At 63.5% G+C, this 26,054-nt stretch carries 27 protein-coding genes; 12 read left to right on the top strand and 15 right to left on the bottom strand.

The genetic code is table 11. The annotated features are described in order from the left end of the window. Positions 1-40: 40 nt before the first annotated feature. Both AC0L2L_RS18330 and AC0L2L_RS18325 read left to right on the top strand, forming a co-directional pair. Positions 41-265, top strand: coding sequence for a type II toxin-antitoxin system Phd/YefM family antitoxin (locus AC0L2L_RS18330; protein ID WP_292471605.1), 225 nt, complete (start codon positions 41-43; stop codon positions 263-265). Next, positions 262-639, top strand: coding sequence for a type II toxin-antitoxin system VapC family toxin (locus AC0L2L_RS18325; protein ID WP_473579970.1), 378 nt, complete (start codon positions 262-264; stop codon positions 637-639). Before AC0L2L_RS18330 ends, AC0L2L_RS18325 begins: the two co-directional genes overlap by 4 nt. Positions 640-655: 16 nt before the next feature. Here AC0L2L_RS18325 and AC0L2L_RS18320 read toward each other — a convergent pair whose 3' ends face one another. The 6 genes from AC0L2L_RS18320 to hmgA form a co-directional block, all read right to left on the bottom strand. Then, positions 656-982: a BrnA antitoxin family protein gene (locus AC0L2L_RS18320; RefSeq protein ID WP_473579969.1), complete on the bottom strand. Its 327-nt coding sequence runs from the start codon at positions 980-982 to the stop codon at positions 656-658. Next, positions 969-1,100 carry a BrnT family toxin gene (locus AC0L2L_RS18315; protein WP_473579968.1) on the bottom strand — a complete coding sequence of 44 codons (132 nt, stop codon included), beginning with the start codon at positions 1,098-1,100 and terminating at the stop codon, positions 969-971. The genes AC0L2L_RS18320 and AC0L2L_RS18315 overlap by 14 nt, the downstream gene beginning before the upstream one ends. Before the next feature lie 162 nt (positions 1,101-1,262). Further along, on the bottom strand, positions 1,263-1,799 hold the full coding sequence (locus AC0L2L_RS18310) for a DinB family protein (RefSeq protein WP_473579967.1): 537 nt from the start codon (positions 1,797-1,799) through the stop codon (positions 1,263-1,265). Positions 1,800-1,815: 16 nt separating this feature from the next. Continuing rightward, positions 1,816-2,829, bottom strand: coding sequence for a fumarylacetoacetate hydrolase family protein (locus AC0L2L_RS18305; protein ID WP_473579966.1), 1,014 nt, complete (start codon positions 2,827-2,829; stop codon positions 1,816-1,818). Further along, positions 2,826-3,728, bottom strand: a complete 903-nt coding sequence (locus AC0L2L_RS18300) for an MBL fold metallo-hydrolase (protein WP_473579965.1) — start codon at positions 3,726-3,728, stop codon at positions 2,826-2,828. Before AC0L2L_RS18300 ends, AC0L2L_RS18305 begins: the two co-directional genes overlap by 4 nt. Continuing rightward, positions 3,725-5,038 carry a homogentisate 1,2-dioxygenase gene (gene hmgA, locus AC0L2L_RS18295; RefSeq protein ID WP_473579964.1) on the bottom strand — a complete coding sequence of 438 codons (1,314 nt, stop codon included), beginning with the start codon at positions 5,036-5,038 and terminating at the stop codon, positions 3,725-3,727. The genes AC0L2L_RS18300 and hmgA overlap by 4 nt, the downstream gene beginning before the upstream one ends. 158 nt (positions 5,039-5,196) lie before the next feature. Here hmgA and AC0L2L_RS18290 point away from each other — a divergent pair, with 158 nt between their 5' ends. Both AC0L2L_RS18290 and AC0L2L_RS18285 read left to right on the top strand, forming a co-directional pair. Further along, positions 5,197-5,679, top strand: a complete 483-nt coding sequence (locus AC0L2L_RS18290; RefSeq protein WP_473579963.1) for a MarR family winged helix-turn-helix transcriptional regulator — start codon at positions 5,197-5,199, stop codon at positions 5,677-5,679. A 113-nt stretch (positions 5,680-5,792) separates the two neighbouring features. Continuing rightward, positions 5,793-6,299: a DUF2380 domain-containing protein gene (locus tag AC0L2L_RS18285; RefSeq protein WP_473579962.1), complete on the top strand. Its 507-nt coding sequence runs from the start codon at positions 5,793-5,795 to the stop codon at positions 6,297-6,299. Here the strand turns inward: AC0L2L_RS18285 and tdh are convergent, their stop codons facing one another. Beyond that, positions 6,300-7,334, bottom strand: coding sequence for an L-threonine 3-dehydrogenase (gene tdh, locus AC0L2L_RS18280; protein WP_473579961.1), 1,035 nt, complete (start codon positions 7,332-7,334; stop codon positions 6,300-6,302). A 49-nt stretch (positions 7,335-7,383) separates the two neighbouring features. Then, the gene (locus tag AC0L2L_RS18275; RefSeq protein WP_473579960.1) at positions 7,384-8,571 is read right to left on the bottom strand and encodes a glycine C-acetyltransferase; all 1,188 of its coding nucleotides are present in this window, start codon (positions 8,569-8,571) and stop codon (positions 7,384-7,386) included. A gap of 297 nt (positions 8,572-8,868) precedes the next feature. On the opposite strand from AC0L2L_RS18275, the gene AC0L2L_RS18270 reads away from it, so the two are divergent. The 3 genes from AC0L2L_RS18270 to AC0L2L_RS18260 all read left to right on the top strand — a co-directional run bounded on the left by AC0L2L_RS18270 (position 8,869) and on the right by AC0L2L_RS18260 (position 12,605). After that, on the top strand, positions 8,869-10,938 hold the full coding sequence (locus AC0L2L_RS18270; protein WP_473579959.1) for a putative bifunctional diguanylate cyclase/phosphodiesterase: 2,070 nt from the start codon (positions 8,869-8,871) through the stop codon (positions 10,936-10,938). Positions 10,939-11,464: 526 nt separating this feature from the next. Beyond that, positions 11,465-12,394, top strand: coding sequence for an acyltransferase family protein (locus AC0L2L_RS18265; protein ID WP_473579958.1), 930 nt, complete (start codon positions 11,465-11,467; stop codon positions 12,392-12,394). Next, positions 12,348-12,605, top strand: a complete 258-nt coding sequence (locus tag AC0L2L_RS18260; RefSeq protein ID WP_473579957.1) for a hypothetical protein — start codon at positions 12,348-12,350, stop codon at positions 12,603-12,605. The genes AC0L2L_RS18265 and AC0L2L_RS18260 overlap by 47 nt, the downstream gene beginning before the upstream one ends. Positions 12,606-12,789: 184 nt before the next feature. Here AC0L2L_RS18260 and AC0L2L_RS18255 read toward each other — a convergent pair whose 3' ends face one another. Then, entirely contained in the window at positions 12,790-13,197 is a 408-nt protein-coding gene (locus AC0L2L_RS18255) for a MarR family winged helix-turn-helix transcriptional regulator (protein WP_473579956.1), read from the bottom strand. 167 nt (positions 13,198-13,364) lie between these two features. On the opposite strand from AC0L2L_RS18255, the gene AC0L2L_RS18250 reads away from it, so the two are divergent. After that, on the top strand, positions 13,365-13,772 hold the full coding sequence (locus tag AC0L2L_RS18250; protein ID WP_473579955.1) for a hypothetical protein: 408 nt from the start codon (positions 13,365-13,367) through the stop codon (positions 13,770-13,772). A 96-nt stretch (positions 13,773-13,868) separates the two neighbouring features. Here AC0L2L_RS18250 and AC0L2L_RS18245 read toward each other — a convergent pair whose 3' ends face one another. Beyond that, the gene (locus AC0L2L_RS18245) at positions 13,869-15,914 is read right to left on the bottom strand and encodes an oxidoreductase (protein WP_473579954.1); all 2,046 of its coding nucleotides are present in this window, start codon (positions 15,912-15,914) and stop codon (positions 13,869-13,871) included. Between the two features lie 207 nt (positions 15,915-16,121). Here AC0L2L_RS18245 and queF point away from each other — a divergent pair, with 207 nt between their 5' ends. Further along, on the top strand, positions 16,122-16,583 hold the full coding sequence (queF, locus tag AC0L2L_RS18240) for a preQ(1) synthase (RefSeq protein WP_027168055.1): 462 nt from the start codon (positions 16,122-16,124) through the stop codon (positions 16,581-16,583). Between the two features lie 11 nt (positions 16,584-16,594). Here the strand turns inward: queF and AC0L2L_RS18235 are convergent, their stop codons facing one another. From AC0L2L_RS18235 to AC0L2L_RS18220, 4 genes are all read right to left on the bottom strand, one after another. After that, positions 16,595-17,179 (bottom strand): YqhG/Tai3 family protein, encoded by a 585-nt coding sequence (locus AC0L2L_RS18235; protein ID WP_473579952.1) that lies wholly within the window; start codon positions 17,177-17,179, stop codon positions 16,595-16,597. A gap of 4 nt (positions 17,180-17,183) precedes the next feature. Next, a complete protein-coding gene (locus tag AC0L2L_RS18230; protein ID WP_473579951.1) occupies positions 17,184-17,657 on the bottom strand; it encodes a DUF3828 domain-containing protein in 474 nt (157 codons plus the stop codon). A 99-nt stretch (positions 17,658-17,756) separates the two neighbouring features. Next, positions 17,757-19,406, bottom strand: coding sequence for an ABC transporter substrate-binding protein (locus AC0L2L_RS18225; RefSeq protein WP_473579950.1), 1,650 nt, complete (start codon positions 19,404-19,406; stop codon positions 17,757-17,759). Positions 19,407-19,471: 65 nt separating this feature from the next. Next, positions 19,472-21,022: a trimethylamine methyltransferase family protein gene (locus tag AC0L2L_RS18220; RefSeq protein WP_027168059.1), complete on the bottom strand. Its 1,551-nt coding sequence runs from the start codon at positions 21,020-21,022 to the stop codon at positions 19,472-19,474. A gap of 89 nt (positions 21,023-21,111) precedes the next feature. On the opposite strand from AC0L2L_RS18220, the gene AC0L2L_RS18215 reads away from it, so the two are divergent. Together AC0L2L_RS18215 and mutL are read left to right on the top strand one after the other, a co-directional pair. Further along, positions 21,112-22,014: a LysR substrate-binding domain-containing protein gene (locus tag AC0L2L_RS18215; protein WP_473579949.1), complete on the top strand. Its 903-nt coding sequence runs from the start codon at positions 21,112-21,114 to the stop codon at positions 22,012-22,014. A 45-nt stretch (positions 22,015-22,059) separates the two neighbouring features. Further along, positions 22,060-23,946 carry a DNA mismatch repair endonuclease MutL gene (gene mutL / locus AC0L2L_RS18210; protein ID WP_473579948.1) on the top strand — a complete coding sequence of 629 codons (1,887 nt, stop codon included), beginning with the start codon at positions 22,060-22,062 and terminating at the stop codon, positions 23,944-23,946. Positions 23,947-24,143: 197 nt separating this feature from the next. Here mutL and AC0L2L_RS18205 read toward each other — a convergent pair whose 3' ends face one another. Continuing rightward, a complete protein-coding gene (locus tag AC0L2L_RS18205; protein WP_473579947.1) occupies positions 24,144-25,037 on the bottom strand; it encodes a DMT family transporter in 894 nt (297 codons plus the stop codon). A gap of 90 nt (positions 25,038-25,127) precedes the next feature. On the opposite strand from AC0L2L_RS18205, the gene AC0L2L_RS18200 reads away from it, so the two are divergent. After that, a complete protein-coding gene (locus tag AC0L2L_RS18200) occupies positions 25,128-26,054 on the top strand; it encodes a LysR substrate-binding domain-containing protein (protein WP_473579946.1) in 927 nt (308 codons plus the stop codon).

Below are 26,054 nucleotides of genomic sequence, written 5' to 3'. Positions count from 1 at the left end.
GATCAATTATGACCTAAATAATGGTCAGAAAGGTCGAACCATGAACATCTCTATCGCGGAAGCAAAAGCCAAACTTTCGGAACTCGTCAGTCGCGCGGAAGCCGGCGAGGAGATTGTGCTCACACGCCACGGCAAGATCGCCGCTAGGCTTGTGCCGCCGGCGAAGGAAGATCTCCTGCCTCGCATTGGCGCCTTGAAGGGCAAGATCTGGATTGCGGACGATTTTGACGAACTTGGCCCTGAATGGGACGAGTACGTGAAATGACAATCGGCCCATTTCTCGCCGATACACATATCATTCTTTGGTCTATTTCGGACGATCGACGTCTCAGCGAGCACTACCGCGCTATCTTGGCTTCAGAAGCAGTGGTGTTCGCAAGCGCGGCGAGCGTTTGGGAGATTGCGATCAAACGTTCAATTAGAAAACTTGAAGCGCCAGACGACCTTCCGGCATTGCTTCCAAGGATGCGATTTCAACCGCTGGCCGTTACCTTCCAGCACGCGCATGCAGTCGGCGACCTGCCAACCCACCACGGCGATCCCTTTGACCGGTTGCTGATTGCACAAGCGCAAATAGAAAACCTGACCATTCTGACATCGGACTCGCATTTTGCCCGATACGAGGTCGCGTTGGCCTGACAGCCATGCGATCGAGCTATTTTTGGAGGCCGGCGGCCTTACGCAGGATATCGTTGATCCGGCTCTGCCAGCCGGGCCCGCTGGCGCGGAAGCGAGCGATCACGTCGCTGTCGAGCCGCAGTGTCACTTGCTTCTTTGGATTGTCGAGCGCCGGGCGGCCGCGCGAGCGGCGAATGCTCTCGGCAAGGTCAGGGAAAACTTCGGTGAAAGGACGGGCGTTTCGGAAGTCCTCCTCGGTCCATTCGGGATTGTCGGAAACGGCGTCCCAATCTTCCTTGGCAAAGCCCTTGCCTGGCTTGAACTCCTTGTCAGGCTTGGTCGCGTTCAACTTAGCTTTCGTCATCGAAGAACCTCCTTTCCGTCTGGTTGGCCGGCCGCATCGAAACGATCGAAATGCCTTCGGTGCCGAGCCGAGCAAAGACCACGGCAACAATGCCGCCGACCGTGCGACCAATCGCCATGAAGCGACCGGCTTTGGCCGCGCGAACGGTTGCGGCAAGGAAGAACTCCGAAATCCAGCCCGTGCTTTTCGATGTTGGCCAGCCGCTCGGAATTTATGTACCTACAATAATTAAGTCAATAATTTTCGTAACTACGATAATTCCTGAGGCGTGCTCGCTCGCTCACAGCCCCAGCCGTTCCACTTCATCCTCTCTGAGCTTCACGTCGTAGTCGAGCAGGAATTCATCCAACTGCGGTGGCTTAACCGAGGTGCCGGAGAGCATGGCGTGGGCCTGGCCGCGATGGTGGATGTCATGCAGGAAGACATGCGCCAGGATGTCGCCGATGCGTTCCGGGACCATGCCGTCCTCGCGCCGGTCGGTGATGACGCGGCGGTCGAGGTCGGCCTCCGACAGACCGTCGCAGAAGGCGACAAGCCTGCGGTCGAAATCGGCCTGTGCCGCCGCCAGGCTTGCCACATCGTCGAACGGCATGAAGTCGTCATAGGCCGAGGCACCCAGGCCGCCATCGGTCAGAAAATCGAGATAGAGACGATCGACGGCCAGGATGTGGTTCAACGTCTCCTTGATCGACGGAAAGAAGCTGATGCGCCCTGCCTCGAACTCGCCGGATTGAAGCGCAAGCACTGCACGATAGAGCCGATCGTTCGACCACAGGCTGTTGCGCGCCATGCGGCGCAGATGCTCGAGCAGGGTCACCGTTCTGGCTCTTCCCTCACCCCTCGTATTTCTCGACCTTCTGCTCGATGGCGCCGAAGATCGTATGGCCCGATTTGTCCTTCATTTCGATGCGCACAGTGTCGCCAAAATGCAGGAAGGGCGTCTTCGGCTCGCCGGCCTCGATCGTTTCGATCATCCGCAATTCGGCGATACAGGAATAGCCGGCGCCGCCAGCCGCCACCGGCTTACCCGGTCCGCCATTCAGTTTGTTGGACACGGTGCCAGAGCCGATGATCGTGCCGGCGATGAGCGGCCGGGTCTTTGCGGCATGCGCGATCAGCGCCGGAAAATCGAAAGTCATGTCGATGCCGGCATTCGCCCGACCGAAGGGCCTGCCGTTGAGATCGACCAGCAGCGCAAGGTTGACCTTGCCGCCGTCCCAGGCATCTCCCAACTCATCCGGCGTCACCGCGACCGGGGAGAATGCGGATGACGGCTTGGACTGGAAGAAGCCGAAGCCTTTTGCCAGTTCCGGCCCGGTCATGGCGCGCAGCGTGACATCATTGACCAGCATGACGAGGCGGATCGCCTCTCTCGCCTCGTCGAGCCCGGCGCCCATCGGCACGTCGTCGACGATGACGGCCACCTCGGCCTCCATGTCGATGCCGAAGGCCTCGTCGGCCATGCGGATCGGATCGCGCGGTGCAATGAAGCTATCCGAGCCGCCCTGGTAGATCAGCGGATCGGTCCAGAAACTAGCCGGCATCTCGGCGCCGCGCGCTCTCCGCACCAGCTCGACATGGTTCACATAGGCCGAGCCGTCCGCCCATTGGTAGGCGCGCGGCAGCGGCGAATGCGCGTCATGTTCATGAAAGCGCGCCGAAGGCACGGCGTTTGTCTCAAGCGATTCCGCCATGGCCGCCAGATGCGGCGCGATGCGGCGCCAGTCGTCGAGCGCTGCCTGCAGCGTCGGCACCAGGAAGGAAGCGTCGGTGAACCGCGTCAGATCGCGCGAGACCACGACCAGTTTTCCGTCGCGCGTCCCGTTCTTCAATGTGGCAAGCTTCATGCGGTTTCCTCTCCTGACGCGGCCTGGTCGCCGGCTAATTCCACAACAAGGCCATCGCGGGCGATCGTCAAGTCACCGGCCCATGTTTTCCTGACGGCTGCGGTCCAGTCGGCGTCACCGATCGCGGGATCGTCGGCCGGAATGAGATGATTGAGCACCAGCCGCTTCGCGCCGGCCTGGCTGGCGATACAGCCGGCTTCTTCGGCCAGGCTGTGACTGGCGAAGAGATGTTCTCGGAGCCGCGCGCCGTTGCCTGTCCTGGCAACCAGCCTTTCGACGCCGGCCTCCAGCATGGCTTCGTGGACGAGGATGTCTGCCCCTTTGGCAAAGTCGGCCAGCGGCGGAAAGAACGCCGTGTCGGCGGAAAACACCACGCTCCGGCCGCCATGCTCGAATCGAAGCGCAAAACAGTCGGTCACCGGCGGATGGTCGACGCGCAGCGACGTCACCTTCAAGTGGCCGTCTTCCAGCACCAGCCCTTCGCCGAACTCCTCGACCGAGACCAGTTTGCGGATGTCCGGCCGGCCCTCGTCGACGATGCGGATCTCGATATCGAAATTCATCGCCCGGCAGAAGTGCTGCCAATAAAGGCCCGTGCCCGGCGGTCCATAGACAATCACCGGCGTCGCCAGCCCCGCCGTCCAGGCGGTGTGGATCAGCGGCCCGAGTTCCAGCACGTGGTCCGAGTGGAGATGCGTGATGAAGACCAGGTCGAGCGCCTTGAGGCCTATGCCGGTATCGGTGAGCGAACGGGTGATACCCAGCCCGCAATCGACGACGATCACCCGCCCAGCGATTTCAAGCAGCAAAGAACTCGGCCAAGGACCGCCAGGGCGGACCGCCGGGCCGCCCTTGGAGCCGAGAAGGACAAGGCGCTCGGACGTATCCCCGCCGCTCAAGACCAGTCGCCCTCGGGCGTGCCGTTGAAGCGCTTCTTCAGGTCCGACCAGCAGTCGATGTAGTTCTCCTGCAAGGTACCGAGCTCGGCGGCGTAGCGCGTCAGCATCTGCGGAAAACGCGTCTCGAACATGAAGGCCATGGTGTTGTCGAGCTTGACCGGCTTCAAATCGGCCCGCGTCGCTTTCTCGAAGCCGGACGCGTCCGGCCCATGCGCCAGCATCTGGTTGTGCAGGCTGATGCCGCCGGGCACGAATCCCTCTTCCTTGGCGTCGTACTGACCATGGATCAGGCCCATGAACTCGCTCATGATGTTGCGGTGGTACCAGGGCGGCCGAAAAGTGTTTTCCGCCACCAGCCAGCGCGGCGGGAAGATGACGAAATCGACATTGGCCGTGCCCTCCTCGCCGCTCGGCGCCGTCAGCACCGTGAAGATCGACGGATCGGGATGATCGAACAGGATCGCGCCGACCGGCGAAAATGTCGCCAGATCATATTTGTAGGGCGCATAGTTGCCGTGCCAGGCGACCACGTCGAGCGGCGAATGGCCGAGTTCGGTGACGTGGAAGGAGCCGCACCATTTGACGATCAGACGGCAGGGCGTCTCCTTCTCCTCGAACCATGCGCAGGGCGTCTTGAAGTCGCGCGGATTGGCGAGGCAGTTGGCGCCGATCGGACCGCGGTCCGGCATGGTGAATTTGGCGCCGTAGTTCTCGCAGACATAGCCGCGCGCCTCCTTGTCAGCCAACTCGACCTTGAAGACGAGGCCGCGCGGCAGCACCGCGATCTCGCCGGGGCGAAGCTCGATCACGCCCATCTCGGTGACGAAGCGCAGCGCGCCCACCTGCGGCACGATCATCAGCTCGCCGTCGGCATTGAAGAAATGGTCGTCGGTCATCGAGCGGTTGGCGACATAGACATGCGCGGCCATGCCGGATTGGCCGACCGCGTCCCCGGCCGTGGTGAAGGTGCGCATGCCGGAGATGAAGTCCGTCGGCTCGGAGGGCATCGGCGTCGGGTTCCAACGGTATTGGCCGAGCGCCAGCTCGTGGTCGCTGATATTAGGCCCGGTCTTCCACAAGGGGTAGCTCGCGCCCTTGAAGCGGCCGGTGTGCCTTACGCTGGGACGGATGCGGTAGAGCCAGGAACGTTCATTGGTGCCGCGCGGTGCGGTGAAGGGCGAGCCGGACAGTTGCTCGGCGTAGAGACCGTAGGCCGGCCGCTGCGGCGAGTTGCGGCCCTGCGGCAGCGAGCCGGGCAGCGTCTCGGTCTCGAAGTCGTTGCCGAAGCCCGGCATGTAGGCAAAGGCCATCGTTTCCTCCTGGCGCCAACATGAGCGGCGCTCCTTTCGTCCCGAAGCGTCCACTGCGCGCCCACAGAGACACGCGGCACTTTGGGAATTGACCAAACTGGTTTCATTTGTAACCATTGAAAATGTAACTATCAACCGCTGATGGCCGGGGGGAACCCATGGAACCGGAGGTCCTGGAACTCGAAACCTTCTTGCCGTACCGGCTCTATCGTCTTGCCGATGCCGTCAGCCGCGAGTTCTCGAAAATCTACAAGGAGCGTCACGGCCTGACACGACCGGAATGGCGCACGCTTTCCGGATTGGGCCAGCGCGGCACGATGACCGCCACCGAGCTCGGCGAGCAGTCGGCCATGCACAAGACCAAGGTGTCGCGCGCCGTCGCCGAGCTGGAGCGCAGGCGCTGGCTGACGCGCACGCCCGACGAAAACGACCGCCGGGTCGAGCATCTGACACTGACCAAAGCGGGGCTAGCCGCCTATCGCGAGATGGTGCCGTTGGCGAAGGCTTTCGAGAGCGGGTTGCTGGCTAAGCTTGGCGCGGCGGAGCGGGCGGCGATCGCGGAAGGATTGGCCGCACTCGCGGCCAGTCTGGCTTCAAGCAAGGGTCAAGGCCAGTCGCTCCGAACGATTGGGGTTGCGTGATGGCTCCATGTCCAGTCTAAGCTCGAATTTCCTCTCGGTCGTGATTTTGATGATCGATCGGTCTATAGTCATTGCCGCGTCGGCGGGAGGACTACATCGACGGGAGGACTATCATGCGCATTCGCACATTGACTCTCCTGACGACGCTGCTTGCAGGCACCTGCGTGTCCGCGCACGCCCAACAGGTAAAGCCGACGTCAATCGAGGTGTTCCCTTTCGAATTGGAAGACAAGAGCGCCGGGGCGGGGATAATTCCTCCGGATGAACGCGACAGGCGCTATCTGTCCGAGTCGGCGCAAGTCGCGAAGGACATGCTCTCCCAATCCGGTCGTTTTGCGGTAATTGATGAGCCGGTTGCGAATGTGCCGTCGACCGCGCCGCATGGACTGCGCAACTGCGGGGGCTGCGAAGGCAAGATTGCGAGGGAACACGGCGCGTCTCTTGCCCTGCTTGGCGTCGTAACGCGCGTCAACCGAACAGAGCATACCATGTTCATTCGCATCCTCGACGCTGAAACCGGAAAACCTGTTTCGCAAGGCTTTACCGATCTTCGCATGGGTGCGAACTACGCGTGGCCCCGCTCGGCGAAATGGCTGATGACAAATAGAATTCTGCGCTGACTACCAATCCATCACCACCTTGCCGGAACTGCCGCTCCGCATCGCATCGAAGCCTATCTGGAAATCGTCGATGCCGATACGATGCGTGATCAGTCCCGACACATCCAGCGGCCCCTGCACGAGCGCGATCATCTTGTACCAGGTCTCGAACATCTCGCGACCATAGATGCCCTTGAGGTGCAGCATCTTGAAGATGACCTTGTTCCAGTCGATCTCGAAGCCGGTGGGCGCAATGCCGAGGATGGCGATCTTGCCGCCATTGTTCATGGTGTCGATCATGTCGCGAAAGGCGGGCGCGGCGCCCGACATCTCCAGACCGACGTCGAAACCTTCGCTCATGCCGATTGAAGGCATCACGTCGCGCAGCTTCTCCTTCGAGGCGTCGACGACATGCTGGACACCGAGCTTGCGCGCCAGATCCAGGCGAACCGGGTTGATGTCGGTGATGACGACTTTGCGCGCGCCGACGCATTGCGCGACCAGCGCGCCCATGATGCCGATCGGACCGGCGCCGGTGACCAGCACGTCCTCGCCGACGAGATCGAAGGACAATGCGGTGTGAACCGCATTGCCTAACGGATCGAAGATGGCGGCGATCTCGTCGGGCACGTCGTCGGGGATCGGCACGACATTGTGCTGCGGGATCGCCAGATATTCGCCGAAGGCGCCTGGACGGTTGACGCCGACGCCGAGCGTGTTGCGGCAGAGATGGCCTCGCCCTGCGCGGCAGTTGCGGCAATGGCCGCAGACGATGTGGCCTTCGCCCGAAACGCGCTGACCGACCTTGTACTCGGTGACCGCCGCGCCGTAATCGGCAACCGTGCCGACGAACTCGTGGCCGGTCACCATCGGCACCGGCACCGTCTTTTGCGCCCACTGGTCCCAATTGTAGATGTGGACATCGGTGCCGCAGATCGCGGTCTTCCTGACCTTGATCAGCACGTCGTTGGGGCCGATCTCGGGCACCGGCACCTCTTCCATCCAGATGCCCGGCTCAGCCTTGGCCTTCACCAGCGCCTTCATCATGTTGGACATTTTGTTCCTCGAATCTATTGATCGGGCGCTGCTTTTCGATGCCGGCCGTTCATCCAATCACGCCTAGTTCCTTGCCGATCGCGCCGAACGCCTCGACCGCCCGGTCGATATCGGCAGTGGAATGTGCCGCCGACATCTGCGTACGGATGCGCGCCTGGCCTTTCGGCACCACCGGGAAAGAGAAGCCGATGACATAGATGCCGCGCTTCAGCATGCGCGCGGCCATCTCCTGCGCCAAAGCCGCATCGCCCAGCATCACGGGTATGATCGGGTGATCCGCGCCGGCCAGCGTGAAGCCGAGCTTGCCCATCTGCGACCGGAACCGATCCGCGTTGGCATATAGGCGCGAGCGCAGCGCGTCGCCATTGCGGATCAGGTCGAACACCTTGATCGAGGCGCTGGCGATCGCCGGCATCAGCGTGTTGGAGAAGAGGTAGGGTCGCGAGCGCTGGCGCAGCCAGTCGATCACCTGCCTCTTGCCCGACGTGTAGCCGCCGGAGGCCCCGCCCAGCGCCTTGCCGAGCGTGCCGGTGATGATGTCCACCCTGCCCTCGACGCCGCAATGCTCGGCCGAGCCGCGGCCGTTCCTGCCGACGAAGCCGACCGCATGGCTGTCGTCGACCATGACCATGGCGTCATATTTCTCGGCAAGGTCGCAGACGCCCTTGAGGTTGGCGATGATGCCGTCCATCGAGAACACCCCGTCGGTGGCGATCAGCCGGAAGCGGCAGTCCTTCGCTTCCTTCAGGCGGGCTTCGAGATCGGCCATGTCGTTGTTGGCGTAGCGGAAGCGCCTGGTCTTGGAGAGCCTGACCCCGTCGATGATCGAGGCATGGTTCAGCGCATCCGAGATGATGGCGTCCTCTTCGCCCAGCAGCGTCTCGAACAGGCCGCCATTGGCGTCGAAGCACGAGCCGTAGAGAATGGTGTCGTCCATGCCGAGGAAGGACGAGATCACCGCCTCGAGCTCTTTGTGCTCCTCCTGCGTGCCGCAGATGAAGCGCACCGAGGCCATGCCGTAGCCGTAGCGGTCGAGCGCGTGCTTTGCCGCGTCGCGCAGATCGGGGCTGTCGGCGAGGCCGAGATAGTTGTTGGCGCAAAAATTCAGCACCTTCTGGCCGGCAACTTCGATCTCGGCGGACTGCATCGAGGAAATCACCCGCTCGGACTTGTAGAGCCCGGCCGATTTCAGGCCCTCGAGCTCGCTGTCGATGTGGGAAAGGAATGCTTTGCTCATGGTCCGGCCCTATTCGGTTCGAGGCCGGACTGTCGCGCTACGGGCGCAAAAAATCCATCGCAAAAGCGACTGCCTCGGTGGCGTTGCGAAAGCTCGATCGCAATCCTTGGCGACGGTCCGACCACGATGCGATCAAAACAGGAGTGTGCGGGAAAGGACGTGATAACCATCTTGCGAGCTTTGCGGCGCCGCCATGACGGCCGCCAGCGCCCCTTGCCGACCTGTTAACTCTTTCAAGGCAAGCGTTTTTCCACGAATCCAGGGCAGGAATCCGTCGGTCGGAGGGGTCACCCAGTTATGTCGCAGCAGCCAGTGCACAGCGTTTCGCGCAAGCTGATCCTGCTCATCAAGACCGGCTACTGGCTGGCGCTGACGATCATTGCCGCCATGGTGGTGGCTTCCTTCATTCTTCTGCAGCAGCTGATGGCGCAGCAGCAGCACAATGATGCGCTGCTCGACATCGTCTCGACACAGAAGGCGCTGTCGCAGCGCATCGTTTTCCTGGCCAGCGCCACCGGTGCGGCCTCGCGCGACAAGCAGCCGGCGCTGGTTACTGCCCTCAAGGACGCGACAGGAGCGTTCGAGACCAACTACGACCGGCTGCTCAAGGAGACGGGGGCCGATCCGCTGTCGCCGGCGCGCAACGATCCGAAGTCGATCGAGTATGTGCTGTTCAGCAAGCCGTTCCACCTCGATTATTTCTCGGTCGGCCTCGTCGCCAATGGCGACAGGCTGATCTCGTCCTTCGCCTCGCAGCTCGGCATGCAGAGCGACGGCTACAAGGGCGGCGGCGAACGCGTCGGCCTCGACGCCTCCGTCGCCAACGCGACGATGTCCGGCTATGCCGCGCTCGGCCAGCGCATCAGCGCCTTCGCCGACGAAAAGTCCAGCAACATGCTCGACCTGCACCGCACGCTTTTTTTCGCCACCCTCGGCGTCATCGTGCTGGTGGCGCTGTTCATCTTCCGGCCGATGTCCAACGCCATCCTGCGCAAGACGCGCGAGCTGGTCGACGCGCGCAACTCGATGGCCTTCATCGCCGTGCATGACGGCCTGACCGGCCTGCACAACCGCACCTTCCTCACCGACCATTTCGAAACGCTGATCAAGGGGGCACACCGCCGCCGTGAACGCCTGGCGGTGATCCAGCTCGACCTCGACCGCTTCAAGCAGATCAACGATACGCTCGGCCACGCCGCCGGCGACTATGTGCTGGTGGTGACCGCGCAGCGCATGCGCGATTCCTGCCGGGCATCGGATCTCTGCGCCCGGCTCGGCGGCGACGAGTTCGTCATGATCCTCAACGGCGCCGGCAGCACCGAGGACATCCATGCGTTGGCCAAGCGCATCCTTGACGAGATCAACGAACCGATCACGTTCCAGGGCACAACCATCATGCCCGGCGCCAGCGCCGGCATCGCAGTCTATCCGGTCGACGCCGACAATGCGCAGGACCTGCTCGTCCATGCCGACCTCGCGCTCTATTCCGCCAAGAAGCTCGGCGGCGGCAACTTCTCCTTCTTCTCGGAGGAACTGCGCCGCGAGCTCGACTACCGCAAGCAACTCGAACAGGACATCCGCACGGCGATCGCCAACAAGAGCTTCGAGGTCTATTTCCAGCCGCAGGTATCGCTGACCAGCGGCAAGATCAGCGGCATCGAGGCATTGGTGCGCTGGAGGCACGCCGAGCGTGGCATGATCTCGCCCGGCGAATTCATTCCTGTCGCCGAAAAATGCGGCTTCATGCCGGAGATCGGCCGCATCGTCATTGCCAAAGCTATTGAAGAAGCCGCCGAATGGAACCGCGCCGGCATCGATTTCGGGCGCATCGCCGTCAATGTGTCGGGCACCGAGTTGCGCGAGCCCGATTTCGACGCCTTCCTGTTCGGCACGCTGGAGCGCGCCGGGCTGCCACCGCAGAAGCTGGCGCTGGAAATCGTCGAATCCGTCATCCTGGACGACGAGAAGACCGGCATTGCCGCCAAGCTCCGCCATATCCGCGCCGCCGGCGTGCATCTCGAGCTCGACGATTTCGGCACCGGCTATGCCTCGCTCAGCCACGTCAACCCGAACGAGATCGACCGGCTGAAGATCGACCGCCGCTTCGTCCAGAACATCAACGAGAACGGCGACAACAGCAAGATCGTGCGCGCTATCACCGAGCTTGCCCGGGGGCTGGGCATCTCGATCGTCGCCGAGGGCGCCGAGACCGAGGCCGAGCTCGACTCGCTGATGGCGATCGGCTGCGACCAGGTGCAGGGTTATTCGATCGCCTTCCCGATGCCGCAGGACAAGGCGCGCGAATGGCTGGTCGCTCGCAGCCCGAAGAAGACGAAGCTGAAGGTGCTGCAGGGCAGCCTGGCCTGAGATGCGCCGATATTCAAGTGAGGCCGGCCGGAAAGCCAGAAAACGGGCCGCGCAACTTCAGTTGGCACCAAAACCGACCGGCGGCGCGCGGCGGGCAAGATCAGTTGGCAGCGGATCAGCTGGGATCTGGGCCGACGAAACTCTCGACGATGCCCTTTGGAATGAGGCCGGCGAGCATGGCGAAGGCCGAGCTTGGTTGCGTTCAGCGTCTCGCTGGATTGGTCACCTTGGGGGACAGAGACTGCCACAATCTCGGCCGGTTCTCACGCCACATCCACGACGGGCGCACACGTCCATTGTAATGATCCACGGGCCAAGCTCTCGGGCGTCGTGAAGCGCTGTTACAGCAACGGTTTCCTGGATCGGCTGTTCGTCGGATCGACCAACCCGATCAATGCTCCACGGCCGGCAACATCACCGCTGGAAGCATCATTGTGCTGGGCCGGTGACAGGCTATTGTAGAGGCAGGGAATTGGGCCTGGAAGTGACACGCAACCCGGCATTAGACGGTCTGAGGGCGATAGCAGTGGCAGCGGTCGTTGCGTTTCACTGCGACCGCCTGCATTTTCCGGGTGGGTTTGTAGGCGTCGACATTTTCTTTGTCTTGTCCGGATTTCTCATCACATCGCTGCTGCTTGAGGAACGCGACAGCACCGGAACGATCCACTTGGGCCGGTTCTATCTTAGGCGGGCGATGCGTCTATGGCCGGCCTTGCTGCTGGTGCTCGGCTGCTACCTTGTCGTGGCACCTGTCGTCTTTCCCGACGATGCCGCCGGGCGAGATGCACTCTTGGCGGGCTTCTACCTCTCCGATTATTCGCGCGCCTTCTGGCACGTGCCGACGAGCGCGCTTATCCACACCTGGTCGCTGTCGGTCGAAGAGCATTTCTACCTCCTGTGGCCACTGGTCATGCTCGCGTTGCCGCGCTCGTCTGGCAGGGCAGCGTTCTATGTTCTGAGCGCGGTCTTTATCCTGGCAACGTCATGGCGGTTTTTCGACCTCTCTATGGGGCACGACTTCGGTCGCACCTTTTATCGGGCCGACACCAGAATGAGCGGCCTGGTCCTGGGCAGCGCGGTTGCCCTCATGCCGTGGCGGCCGGGCAAGTTTGCTTCAGACGGCCTGGGCGCTGTCGGCATGGCGGGGCTGGCGTGGGCGGCGTTGTCGTTGCAATGGCGCACGGCGACACCGTTGCTTCTCGGCGGCGTTGTTGTCGACCTCTCAGCCGCCTTGCTCGTCCTGTCCTTGGTCAGCCAAGGCTATCTGAACCGGATGCTATCGGTGCAGCCGCTCGTCTATGTCGGCACGATCTCCTATTCGCTCTATCTGTGGCACTACCCGATTATTGCCGGTCTGCCCGACGCCCACGTCGACCCTCCCGTTGTCAATATCCAGCGCCAGTCTGGCTTTGACCGGTTCATTCATAGCGGCGGTCCTCTCTTACGAGCTGGTTGAGAAGCCGATCAATGCCCTGCGCGCCAAGGTCAGACCCTTTGAAAGCCTGTTGAAAGGGACTTCAATCCGCTCTGTCGATCAGCGGCGAGCGGCGTTTCGGGGGAACATATTTGGCCGCAAGGCGGACATTGAGCGTGATGACGCCGCCAAGGCTCAAATGGATGGTGACCGTGCCGTCGCCGGCGTCGACCCGCTGGACCTCGGCCGTTAGCTCAACCTGGTCGCGGGGCTTGGCTTTGGCAGGCGTCGGGATCGAATGCGGGAAGTTGTAGCCGGAGATACTGATGCTCGCCCTGACGATCGGAACTCCAGGACGCTTTTGACGGCAAGGCGAAACTGACGGCGTTGATCGCAGCGCTCCGGCTGCGCCACTACGGTTTTGGCGCGATAGCGGGCTACGACTGAGGCGGCTCAGCGTTGCGCCTAAGCGCTGCAAGCACCTCGGCAAATTCGGCCAGCCTGTCGTCGGGAATTCCGGTCCGCAGCCGCTTGTCGAAGGCAAGCGCCGCCTTGCGCAGCCTTTCGAACATCGCCTCGCCGGCGTCGGTGAGCGCCACCTGGTGGACCCTGCGGTTTTCCGGATCGCGGCGCCGCGTCAGCAACCCTTGCGCCTCCATGGCGTTGAGGTGATGCGTCAGGGTCGCGCCCTGGATGCCGATCATACCGGCAAGCTCGCGCTGGTTGGCGAGTTCCTTCGACTTGACCGACAGCAAGGTCAGCCAGACCGGCAGCGTGCCGCCGGCCTCGACCATCGCGGCATCGAAAGCCTGCGCCACCAGCTTCGAGGTGCGGGCGAGATTCATGCCAACGGGCGGACGGTCAAACGGTGTCATGACCTGACAGTAGAGCATGCAATAGCAAGGTGGAACTCGGCTCCATGCATTGACATCTAATCATTAGATATCTAACTTTGTCTTATTGATGGCGTCGCGGGTGCGATGCGCGGCGGGCGGCAGAGAGGAGTGCAGTCATGCAATATGTCTACATCATCGTCATCGGCCTGCACGTCATGGCCGGCGTGTTCTGGGCCGGCACGACCATTGCGGTCGCCCGCGATCCGGAGATCAAGGCGGAGCGATTCATCCGGCCGCAGCTCGGCGCCTCCGGCCTGGTTTTCCTGACCGGCATACTGCTCTGGTATTTCTTCCATGAGGGCGCGTTCGGCTCGATGGAGAAGGTGCTGGCGCTGGGCATTCTAACGGCGCTGATCGCCGCCGGAGTGCAGGGCGCCCTTGTCGCCTCCGCCAGCAGGCAGCTGGCCGGCGCCGATCAAGCGACGCAGACCCAGTTGCGGGCGAAAATGACCAGAGGCGAGCGTATTGCGGGCGGGCTGCTGGTCATCACCGTGCTTTGCATGGCGACCGCCAAGCTATTTTGAAGTCGCACGGCCGGCGAAACCGACCGGGCGCGGCGCGCAACGGACCAAAGCGGCAGGTGGCTCTCCTTGCAAAGGTCCGTTGCGCGCCACCAAACATCAAATCCGGATGCCGAACCTGATGCCGTCATAGATGGCGGCGTGGATGTTGCGCGAGGCGACCGCGTCGCCGATGCGAAACAGCACGAAGCCGCCTTCGGCATTGCGCGCGGGGAAGATGTCGCCGCCGTTCACCAGCCGCTCATAGTCGACCGCGCCGCCATTCTTCGACAGCGGTTTCAGCGATAGATATAGGTCGTCGAGCGGCGCCGTGCCGTGCTCGACCACCACCTGGTCGACGCGCCGCTCGCCGCGCCAGCCGTCGGCGAAGTCCGAGGCGAGCTCGGCGACGAGCTGGTTGCCCTCGCGCCGCACCGAGCGCAAGCGGGTGTTGATGGTGACGGTGACGCCTTTCTCGTGAAAGGCGCGCATATAGGGCACGTGGTTCAGGCCGCCCATTTCCGGCGCGAAGAAGCGCTCGGGCGAGACCAGCTCCAGCTTCGAGCCGCTATTGGCGATGAGTTCGGCGGCGCCCATGCCCTGATGACCGCCATTGTCGTCGTAAAGCAGGACATTCTCAGCCGGCTTGACGCTGCCGGCCATGATGTCCCAGCTCGAGGTGACGAGATTGTCGCCTGCCGTCAGCGGCGGGTTCTGCGGCAGACCGCCGGTCGCCACGATCACCACATCCGGCGCCAGCGCCAGCACATCGTCCTTCTCGGCCCAGGTGTCGTAGCGCACCTCGACACCAAGGCGATCCAGTTCGGCCAATCGCCAGTCGATGATGCCGATCAATTCCTTGCGGCGCGGATTCTGCGTGGCGAGCCGAATTTGGCCGCCGGCCTGGCTCGAGGCTTCCAGCACCGTCACTTGATGGCCACGCTCGGCCGCAACGCGCGCCGCTTCGAGCCCGCCGGCGCCCGCGCCCACCACCACGACTTTCTTCCTCGGCCCTTCGCTCTTTGCGATGACGTGAGGAATGGTCGCCTCGCGGCCGGTGGCGGCGTTGTGGACGCAGAGCGCCTCGCCGCCTTCATAGATGCGGTCGAGGCAATAGGTGGCGCCGACGCAAGGGCGGATCTCGTGCTCGCGGCCTTCCATCACCTTGCGAATGATATGCGGGTCGGCGATGTGGGCGCGCGTCATACCGACCATGTCGAGCTTGCCGGTGGCGATGGCGTGGCGGGCCGTGGCGACGTCGGAAATGCGCGCCGCGTGGAAGGTCGGGAATTTCGTCGCCGCCCTCACCTCGCCGGCGAAATCGAGATGCGGCGAGGAACGCATGCCGGCCACCGGGATGACCTTGGTCAGCGACGCATCGGTTTCGATCGTGCCGCGGATGATGTTGAGGAAATCGACCTTGCCGGACTTGGCGAGCCGCCTGGCGATCTCGACGCCCACTTCTTTCGAGATGCCCTTTTCGAGATCCTCGTCGGCGACCATGCGGATGCCGACGATGAATTTTTCGCCGACGGCGGCGCGCACGGCGTCCAGCACCATGTCGGTGAAGCGCAGCCGGTTGTCGAGCGAGCCGCCGAACTCGTCGTCGCGATGGTTGGTCAAGGGCGACCAGAAGCCGTCCATCAGATGTCCGTAGGATTCGAATTCGATGCCGTCGAGGCCGGCCGCCTGGCAGCGCTGCGCGGCCGATGCATAGTCGGCGACGATGCGCTCGATGTCCCACTCCTCGATGGTCTTCGGGAAGGCGCGGTGCGCCGGCTCGCGCACCGGCGAGGCCGACAGAACCGGCAGCCAGTCGGCCTTGTTCCAGCCGGTGCGGCGGCCGAGATGGGTGATCTGGATCATCACCTTGCAGTCATGCTCGTGGCAGGCATCCGCCAGTTCGGCGAGCCACGGCACAATGCGATCGTCATAGACGTGCAGATTGCCGAAGGCGGCCGGGCTGTCGCGCGAGACGATCGCCGATCCCGCCGTCATGGTCAGAGCCATGCCGCCCTTGGCCTTCTCGACATGGTAGAGCCGATAGCGCTCCTTCGGCATGCCGTCCTCCGAATAGGCCGGCTCATGGCTGGTCGACATCACCCGGTTCTTCAGCGTCAGGTGCTTGAGCTGGTAAGGTTGGAGAAGCGGGTCGTTGCTGGTCATCTTCTTCCTGCCGTTTCAAATTGCACGGGAGCGTCGTGCCGCTCCCGCTTCCATTTCGCGCATCGGATTCGTCCGAAAACCGCTGCGCACTTTTCGGTCCGATGCTAATGAGCGGCCCAAACCCGCCGCGTCTGAAAGATTGCGGCGTAATTTCCGCTTTGTTTTGCCTGCCGCTCGGACCCTTGGGGCGGCAGCAAGGAGCCGCCCATGACCGACGCCAAGAACCTCACCCAGCTCGGCAAGCACGTCGAGACACCACAGAGCCCCGAACAGGCGGTCCTGGAGACCGTGCCGTTCCAGCGCGGCGACGGCCCGCCGGCGATCGTGCGCTTCACCTGCCCGGAATTCACCTCGCTCTGTCCGGTCACCGGCCAGCCGGACTTCGCCCACATCGTCATCGACTACGCACCCGACAAGACGCTGGTGGAATCGAAGTCGCTGAAGCTGTTCATGACCTCGTTCCGCAATCACGGCGCCTTTCATGAGGAATGCACGGTCATGATCGGCCGCCGCATCGTGGAGGCGACCAAGCCGCTCTGGCTGCGCGTCGGCGGTTACTGGTTCCCGCGCGGCGGCATCCCGATCGACGTCTTCTGGCAGACCGGCGCACCGCCCAAGGACGTGTGGCTGCCGGATACCGGCGTGGCACCCTATCGCGGAAGAGGTTGAGTCAGTCGCCATCATTCACACTGGTACTGGCTCAGCGCCCATTCGCCGGTCACCGACAGGAGGTCGGACACCTTCCAGTCGCCGCCGACCTTTTTCAGCTTCCACTCCAGCCGGTGCTGGTGGCCTTCGACGACGAAGGCGACGACCACCTTGGCCTGGTCGCCATTGACGGCCTCGATGGTGCGCAGACTCTGGCCGATGGCGAGCTTGTCATAGTCGGCATTGTCGAGCGCCATGTTGGGGTCGAGGCACTCGCCCTGCCCCGAGGCGCGCAGCGCGTCGCTCTTGTCGAGCACCGTTTTCGCCGGATCGACGAAGTTCTTGCGCTGGGCGGGATCCAATTCCAACCCAAGATGCTCATAGAAGGGCTTCACCACCGCTGTCGGCGAACCGGGCAGGACAGGCGCGGACGGCGGCGGCTCGGCCGGCTTGGTCTGCGTTTCGGCGGGCGGCGACTTGCCGTCCGCAGGCGCATTGTCGCCTGGGGACGCGTTCGGCGGCGGCGAGCCGAACAGCCCTTGCGCGCAGGCGCTGCCGTTCAGCCCCGCGGCCAGCATAGACAAGCTCGACAGCGCGAGGACGAGACGGCGCAGCACGGCATCACTCCGTCGAGGAGCCGCATTCCAGCGCGCTGAGCTTCCAGTCGCTGGTCTTGGAGGCGATGTCCGCGATCTTCCACTTGCCGTCCACTTTCTTCAGCGACCACACCATTTCGCGTTTGGAGTCATCGCCTTCCGGGAAAAGATTGAAGCTTGCCGTCACCTCGGCGGTGTCGCCATTGACGGCCTCGGCGAGCTTCAGCGTCTTCGACAGCGTCTTCTGATCGAAATCCTGGGCGTCGAGGCCGGGGTCGAAGTCGATGCAGGAGACCTCGTCGGGCTTGTCCTTCTGCGCCTTGTCGTTGGCCTCGAAAAGCCTGGTGACCGGGTCGGTGAAGCGGTCACGGTATTTCGCGTCCGCCTCGAACTTCACTTCAGGCACATAGAAGAACTTCACCGTGTTGGAAGCCGGCCCGGCGAGCGCGGCGCCGGGCAAGGCAATCGACATGGCGGCGGCAAGCACTATCGGCTTCATGCAGGAACTCCGGATGTTCGGCGCGTGGTGGCAGGATCACCACCACGCATCCTGCATATCGGCTTTTTAACGGCGCATGAAGTCCTTGCGCTACCCCTCTCAGGCATCCAGCCAGACGTTCTGGAAGTCCATTTCGTAGGTCTGGTGCATCGAATAGTTCTTCACCTTCTTGTTCATGTGGCAGTAGAGCTTCTGCCAGAAGGGCTGGATGATGACGCCGGAATCCTGCAGGATCTGCTCGACGTCCTTCATCACCTCCTTGCGCTTGGCGACGTCGATCTGCGACAGCGCCTCCTTGAGCTTGGCGTCGAAATCCGGATTGGAATAGGCCGTTTCGTTCCAGGCCTCGCCGGTGCGGTAGCCGAGCGCCAGCACCTGCACGCCGAGCGGGCGCATGTACCAGATGGTCATGGAATAAGGATATTTCGTCCAGTCGTTCCAGAAGGTCGAACCCGGCAGCACGGTGCGCTTCACCTTGATGCCGGCGTCGCGCAGCTGGCCGGCGATGGCGTCGCCGGTGTTCTTCTGCCATTCGTCCTCGACGGTGATCAGGTCATGCTCGAAGTCGGCCTGGCCTGCTTCCGCCATCAGCTTCTTGGCGCCGGCGGCGTCGCGCTCCTTCTTGGGCAGCGGGTAATATTCGGGATGGATCGGGCTGACGTGATGGTTTTCGCCGACCGTGCCAAGGCCATTGTAGCCAAGCTGCATCACCTGATTGTTGTCGACCGCCATCTGCAGGGCATTGCGCACGCGTTTGTCGTCATAGGGCTTGTGGGTGACGTTGGTGCGGGCAACGAGCGTGGTCGCCGTCGCAACCTCCGATTTCACCAGATCCATCTTATCCAGCGGACCGATGTAGTCGGCCGGCGTCTCGAAATCGAGGTCGATCTCGCCGGAATCGAAAGCATTCAGCGTGGCGTTGAAGTCGGTGCCGTAGTCGATGAATTCGACGCCGTCGAGCGGGGCTTCGCCACCCCACCACTTGCCGTTCTCGCGACGCTTGACGATCGCCTTCGATCCGACTGAATAGGAGACCAGCTCGAAAGCGCCGGTGCCGACCGGCTTCTTGATCGGATCGGCGCCGTCCTTGTCGAAGTCGCGGTGCACGACCAGCGCCGGATAATCAGTGAAGCCCGGTATGATGGCGATATCGGCTTCGTTGAGCTTCAGCTTGACCGTGTGGTCGTCGACCTTGGTGATCGCGCCATCCCTCGCCTTGCCGGTCTTGGTGTCGATCAGCGCGCCGACGCGGGCGGCCATGGAATTGCCGGAAGCGCCCTTCTCGCACCAGCGGTTCAGGTTGGCGACCACGTCGTCGGCGTTGAAGGCATCGCCATTGTTCCAGGTGACGCCTTTGCGCAGATGCAGCGTGTATTCGGTGGCGTCGTCATTGACGTCCCAGCTTTCGAGCAGGACAGGCTCGAAAGTGAACTGGTGCGTATAGCGCACCAGCGGCTCCAGCCAGGTGCGGGTGACGTTCGCCATCTCCGTCCAGTCATAGGTGCGCGGATCCTTCTGCGCCTTGACCGACATCGCGACATGCAGCGTTCCGCCCTTCTTCGGCTCGTCGGCGAGCGCCTTGGTCGGAGCGGCAAGACCGATCATGCCATAGGCGAAAGCCGTCGATGCACCGAAGGCGCTGGCCAAAGCCAGGAATTCGCGCCGGTCGACGCGGCCCGCGCGCGCCTCCTCGGCCATCGCCTCGATAGCGGCCGGGACCCGGTCGCCGTTGCTTCTGAAAAGTGTCATTCTCATTCTCCCATTGATCTGATCGGGTCTTCGCCCGTTTTGGCTTCACCTTAGGCTGCAGTTTATCAACTAACGCTGTCCGGCAGCTTTTCCTCACGCCGCGCGATCAAATCCGCGAGACCCTCGGCAACGCCCTCGTCGAGCTTCGGCTCCTGGTAATCGGCAAGCATGTTGCGCGCCTTTTCGCGGCCGCGCGTGTCGTGGTCCTTCGCGCCTTCGGCGTTCCATTGCTCGAAGGAGTTGAAGTCCATGATGTTGGGCATGAAGAAGGCGCTCTCGAAGTGCTCGAGCGTATGCTGCGTGCCGAGGAAATGTCCTTGCGGACCGACCTCGCGGATCGCCGCCATCGCTTCCTTGAAATCGTCGAAGGGCACGCCGCCGGCATATTTGTACCAGCCGACCAATTGCTCGCAGTCGGTGGCGAATTTCGAATAGCCGCAGGTGAGGCCCGCTTCCAGCCAGCCGGCGGAATGCCAGATGTAGTTGGCGCCGGAAAGGATCGCGGCATGCATCAGCATGTTCGCTTCGTAGCCGGCCTGGGCGTCGTTGAGCTTCGAGCCGACATGGAAGCCGGAGGTGCGCCAGGGCAGCTTGTATTTCCTGGCCAGCGCGCCCATCAGATACATCATCTGGGCTGCCTCCGGCGTGCCGCCCATCGGGGCGCCGGTCTTCATGTCGACCGTCACCATGAACTGGCCGTAGAGCTGCGGCGAGCCTGGGCGGATGAGCTGGGTCAGTGCCACGCCGGCAAGCGCCTCGGCGTTGACCTGCGCCACCGCGCCGACGGCGGAGGCGGAAGTCGATGCGCCGCAGAGCGCGAAGGGCGCCAGGATCAGCGGCTGGTTGTGGCTCGCATAGACCCGCATGGCGTCGATCATGGTGGCGTCCCAGACCAGCGGCGAATTGCAGTTGGTGATCGCCACAAGCACCGGGTTGTCGCGCACGAACTCCTCGCCGAAGACGATTGCAGCCATCGCCATCGTATCTTCGGCGCGCTCCTTCGACGTCACGATGCCCATGAACGGCTTGTCGGAATGTTTTAGCGCCGAATGGATGATGTGCAGGTGCCGCTTCGGCACGGCGATTTCCATTGGCTCACAGATGACCGAGCTCGAGGAATGCAGCGCCGGCGCCATATAGGCCATCTTGTGGAAATTGTTGAGGTCGGCGAGCGAGCCGTAGCGCCGCTTGTTGTCGAGGTCGCGGATGTATGGCGCGCCATACATCGGCACGAAGATCGAGTTCTTGCCGCCGACGCGCACGGTGCGCTCGGGGTTGCGCGCATTGAGCGTGAATTCCGCCGGGACCTTCGAGACGAGTTCCATCAGCAGCGCGCGGTCGATGCGGACACGCGTCTGCCTGACATCGGCCCCGGCCGCTTTCCAGAGCTCGATCGCCCCGTCGTCACGGAATTCGCACCCCACCTCCTCGAGGATCTTGAGCGATTCCTCGTGGATCAATTCCACCGCCTCGTCGGGCACGATCTCGTAGACGGGAATCTGCCGGACAAGTGTCGGGAATGACGCGATCGGCGCGCTTCTGAGCGCCTTGCGGCCAAGACGGCCACCGCCACGGCGGTGGGTCTGTTCGGTCAATTCAACGGCCGGTGCGTTCATGGATCCTCCTTCTTCCCGCCATCCACGTTAGCGACGCTAAATGTGGCTGTGACGCTGGAAAATCCTGATCTTCAGTATAAGCTGTGCTTATGCGAAGCCTGCGCCACCTCCTGCCTTCGGCCGGCAGCCTGATCGTCTTCGAGGCCGCGGGCCGGCTGTCCAGCTTCACCGCCGCCGGGCGGGAACTCGGCATGACGCAGGCCGCTGTCTCCTACGCGGTGCGCGGTCTGGAGGAGCAGCTCGGCGCGAAGCTGTTCCTGCGCCGCCACCGCCAGGTGCTTTTGACGGAGGCCGGCGAGCGCTTCCATGCCGACGTGTCGCTGGGCCTGTCGCATATCCGCAAGTCGGCGGAGGACCTTCGCCTGCAGGCGACCGGCGGGCACGTGACGCTTGCCGCCTCGACCGCCTTCGGCTCGTTCTGGATGATGCCGCGCCTGCAGCAGTTCCGCGACCAACTGCCGGGCATCGACCTGCGCATCCAGACCGCCGACCGCGACCTCGACATCATCGCCGAGGGCATTCCGCTCGGCGTGCGCGGCGGCGTGCCGCGCGACTGGCCGGACTATCACTCGCTGTCGCTGTCCGACGAAGAGATCTTCCCAGTCGCAGGCCCCAACTATCTCGCCAAATTCGGCAAGCCGAAGACGGTCGAGGAACTGGCCACGCACCGGCTGATCCATCTCGAGGAGCCCTATCGCGAGGCGCCGAACTGGGACGAATGGTTCGCGTCGGCCGGAACCAGCCTGCGCAACGCCGAGCGCGGGTTGCGCATCAACGACTATGCCCTGGTGATCCAGGCGGTGATGGAGGGGCAAGGCATCTCGCTCGGCTGGCGGCACCTGGTAGAGCGTCTGGTGGCATCAGGATTGCTTGTGCCGGTGACCGATCATGTGATGAGAACCGGTATTGGATTCCACGTCATCTGGCCAAAGAACCGCGATCTCAGCGACAACGCCCGCAAGGTCAGGGACTGGCTGGTTGCACAGGCATGAAGTTGGCCCTCCCCTCCGCCGCTCGAATCCGCCTATAATCGCCGCATGCCCATCCGCCAGCTTTCCGAAACGATGATCAACCAGATCGCCGCCGGCGAGGTTATCGAGCGTCCGGCGAGCGTGGTGAAGGAGTTGGTCGAGAACGCGCTCGATGCCGGTGCGTCGCGCATCGAAGTCGTCACGGCGGGCGGCGGGCTGAACCTTATCCGCGTCACGGATGACGGTTCGGGCATCGCTGAGCGCGAACTGGCATTGGCGATTGCGCGTCACTGCACGTCGAAGCTTTCCGACAATATCCATGACATCCGCTCGCTGGGCTTTCGCGGCGAGGCCCTGCCTTCGATCGGTTCCGTCGCGCGGCTGTCGATCCGCTCGCGCACGGCAAGCGGCGACAGCGCGGCCGAGATCGGCATCGAAGGCGGCCGCGTCTCGGCGGTGAAACCGGCGGCGGCCAACCGCGGCACCACGGTCGAGGTGCGCGACCTCTTCTTCGCCACGCCGGCCAGGCTCAAATTCATGAAGGGCGAGCGTGCCGAAAGCTCGGCCACGAGCGACGTGGTGAAGCGGATTGCGATCGCCTTCCCCGCCGTGCGCTTCACGCTTGCCGGCCCCGACCGCTCGACGCTGGAATTGCCGGCGACCAATGACACGCCGGAGGGCCGGCTGGCGCGTGTCGCGCAGGTGATGGGCAAGGACTTCCCCGACAACGCCATTGCCATCGATGCCATGCGCGACGGCGTGCATCTTGCCGGCCACGTCTCGATCCCGTCCTACACACGGGCCAACGCGCTGCAGCAATATGCCTATGTCAATGGCCGGCCGGTGCGCGACAAGCTGATCGCCGGCGCGATCCGCGGCGCCTTCGCCGACGTTTTGCCGCGCGACCGGCATGCGGTGACGGTGCTCTTCCTGTCGCTCGATCCTTCGACGGTCGACGTCAATGTGCATCCCGCCAAGGCCGACGTGCGCTTTCGCGATCCCGGGCTGGTGCGCGGGCTGATCGTCGGCGCCATCCGCGAGGCGCTGGCCGACGCCGGAATCCGTGCGGCGACCACGGGTGCCGCCGGCATGATGGCGGCGTTCCGGCCGGGTGCGGCGCCCTATTCGCATCCCGGCCCGGCCAACGGCCACCGCAGCTATGAGGCGGCCTACCGTGCTTCCGGCTCCAGCGGTTTCGACCGCGGTTCGGATTTGGCACATTCGCCGCAGCGGCCACTGGACATGGGATATGGCGAGACCCGATCGCGAGCCAATGGTTTCGCCGAAAACGAGCAGGCCGCCTTCGACACCGGACCGCTCGCCAGCGCCGATGCCCGCGCCGGCATGGCCGAGCCGGCCGAGGCGCTGCTCGGCATGGCGCTGGGCGCGGCGCGCGCGCAGGTGCATGAGAACTACATCGTCGCGCAGACCAGGGATTCGCTCGTCATCGTCGACCAGCACGCCGCGCATGAGCGGCTGGTCTATGAAGCGCTGAAGAACGCGCTGCATTCGCGCGCGGTGCCCTCGCAGATGCTTCTACTGCCCGAGATCGTCGACTTGCCGGAAGAGGATGCCGAGCGGCTGGCGATTCATTCCGAAATGCTGGCCAAATTCGGCCTCGGCCTGGAGCGCTTCGGACCAGGCGCGGTCGCCGTGCGCGAGACGCCCTCGATGCTCGGCGAAACCAATGTGCAGCAGCTTGTGCGCGACCTTGCGGACGAGATCGCCGACAACGATACAATCGAGACGCTGAAGGAGCGACTGGACAGAATAGCCGCGACGATGGCCTGCCATGGTTCCGTCCGCTCGGGCCGGCTGCTCAAGGCCGAGGAAATGAACGCGCTGCTGCGCCAGATGGAGGCGACGCCGGGCTCCGGTACCTGCAACCATGGCCGTCCGACCTATATCGAGCTCAAGCTCGCCGACATTGAAAGGTTGTTTGGGCGAAGGTGAGCCAAAGGCCCCTCACCCAGCCTCCGCTTCGCTCGGCTGACCTTTCCCCGGTGGGGAGAGGAGACTTTCAGCGCCGGCGCCAACCTCTTCTCCCTGGCGGGGAGAAGGTGGCCGCGTAGCGGCCGGATGAGGGGGCAAGAAAAGAGCCGCTCGAAGCGGCTCTTTCTTGAGTCAGGAAACGACGTCAATCCACTGACTCACCGCTTTAAATTCACCACGATGACGCCGCCCAGCGCCAGCGCGCCGCCGATTATGCCGAGCAGCGTCGGCACTTCGCCAAGCCAGAAGAAGCCGATCAGGGCGGAGGTCGGCGAGACGAGGTAGAGGAAGTTCGAGGCGCGCGCGGCAGGCAGGCGGGAGAGCGCGGTTGCCCAGGCAGCGTAGGCGATCAGGCTCGGCACGATGCCAAGATAGATGACGGCGCCAAGGCCGGCAGTGTTGGCGACTGCCGCCTGTGAAAACGCTTCCGGCAGGAAGGGCGACAGGCAGAGCGCGCCGAGCACCATGTTGGATGCCGAGATCGTCAGCGGATGATGGCGGGCGAAGAGCGGCTTCTGGACGATGGTGTTGACGGCGGAGCAGAGCGCGGAGCCCAGCACCAGCAGCGCGCCGGCATTGAAATGCAGGCCGTGCCCGTCGGCGACCGCGATGATGCCGATGCCGGTGAAGGAAATCACGGTGCCGAGCCAGGCCAGACGCGAGAATCGCTCGCCAAGCAGCGCCATCGCCATGATGGCGGTGAAGATCGGGCTGACATTGATGATGAAGCCGGCCGCACCCGCCGAGACGGTGAGCTCGCCGAAATTGAGCATGGCGGTGTAGAGCGCGACGAAGATGGCGCCGCCGAAGGCGAAGCGCCATAGCTCGTCGATCCTGGGCAGCGCCGGGCGCTTGATCGCCAGGAAGACGGCAGCCGGGACCGCAGCGATGCCAAAGCGCAGCGCGCCGAGTTCCAGCGGCTGGAAGGCGGCAAGGCCGGCGCGGATCGCCGGAAAAGCAGAGGCCCAGCCGATGACCGTCAGCGTCACCGCGATAATGGCGGCGGTGTCCATGCGCTGTGTCTCATTCAATGTGCCGGTGTAAGCGCTCATTACCGTAGCCTCGTCTTTCTGTGTCATGGATGCAGAAAACGCCATCATCCGCCAATTGACAAACGAGCAATTCGAGGGTCAGCTGTGAGCATGGATCACAGCTCGGACCAGATACTGCCGTTGGAGACCTTGCGCGCCTTCGATGCCGCGGCGCGGACCGGGAGTTTTTCCGCGGCGGCTGAAAAACTCAACCTCACCCATGGCGCGGTGAGCCGCCAGATCGCCAAGCTGGAAGGCTGGCTGGGGCTGAAAGTGTTCGAGCGCAATGCGCGCGGCGTGACGCTGACCATCGAAGGCAATCGGCTGCATCTGAGGACTGCCGAAGCCTTCGCGCTGATCTCGGTCAATTCCGACCGCTGGGTCGAGCCGCGCGGCACTGCCGTGGTCCGGCTGGCCTCGATTCCGTCGGTCAGCGGGTTGTGGCTGATGCCGCGCATGGCCGCTTTGGAGAACCATCCCACGCGGCTGCGCATCGTGCTCGATGTCGACAACCGCCAGGCCGATCTCGCCGACGAAGGCATCGATCTTTCGGTGCGCTGCGGGCGCGGCCGCATTCCGGGCCGTGTGTCGGTGCAGCTTTTCGAGGAGCATATCTTCCCGATCGCCTCGCCGGAGCTGGCGGAGGAGATCGGACGCGGCGACCCTGCCCGGCTGCTGAAATTCCCGCTGATCAACGATTCCGACGCGTCCGGCTGGCGCGCCTGGTTAGCCGCGCAGGACATGGACTACCGTCCGCGCCCGCAGGACCGACGCTTCGAGGACTACAACCTGGTGCTCGACGCGGCGGCGCATGGTCTCGGCATCGCGCTGGCCCGGCCGCCGCTGACCAAGGGCCAGATGAAGTCCGGACGCATCGTCGCTGTCGACGAGCGCGCTGTGCTCAACCCGGTGTCCTATTGGCTCGATCGTCCGGTCGGCAGGCCGCGCGCGGCGGCCGCAGACCTCGCCCGGCGCATTGCCGACCAGGCAGGATTGGCCCCGGAAAAGCTCGAGGCCTTCCTGCAGGACGACGACTGA

This window comes from Mesorhizobium sp. WSM4832, from assembly GCF_055811115.1.
Note: the sequence above shows the minus strand (reverse complement) of the source record. Positions and strands in the feature narration are given on the sequence as shown.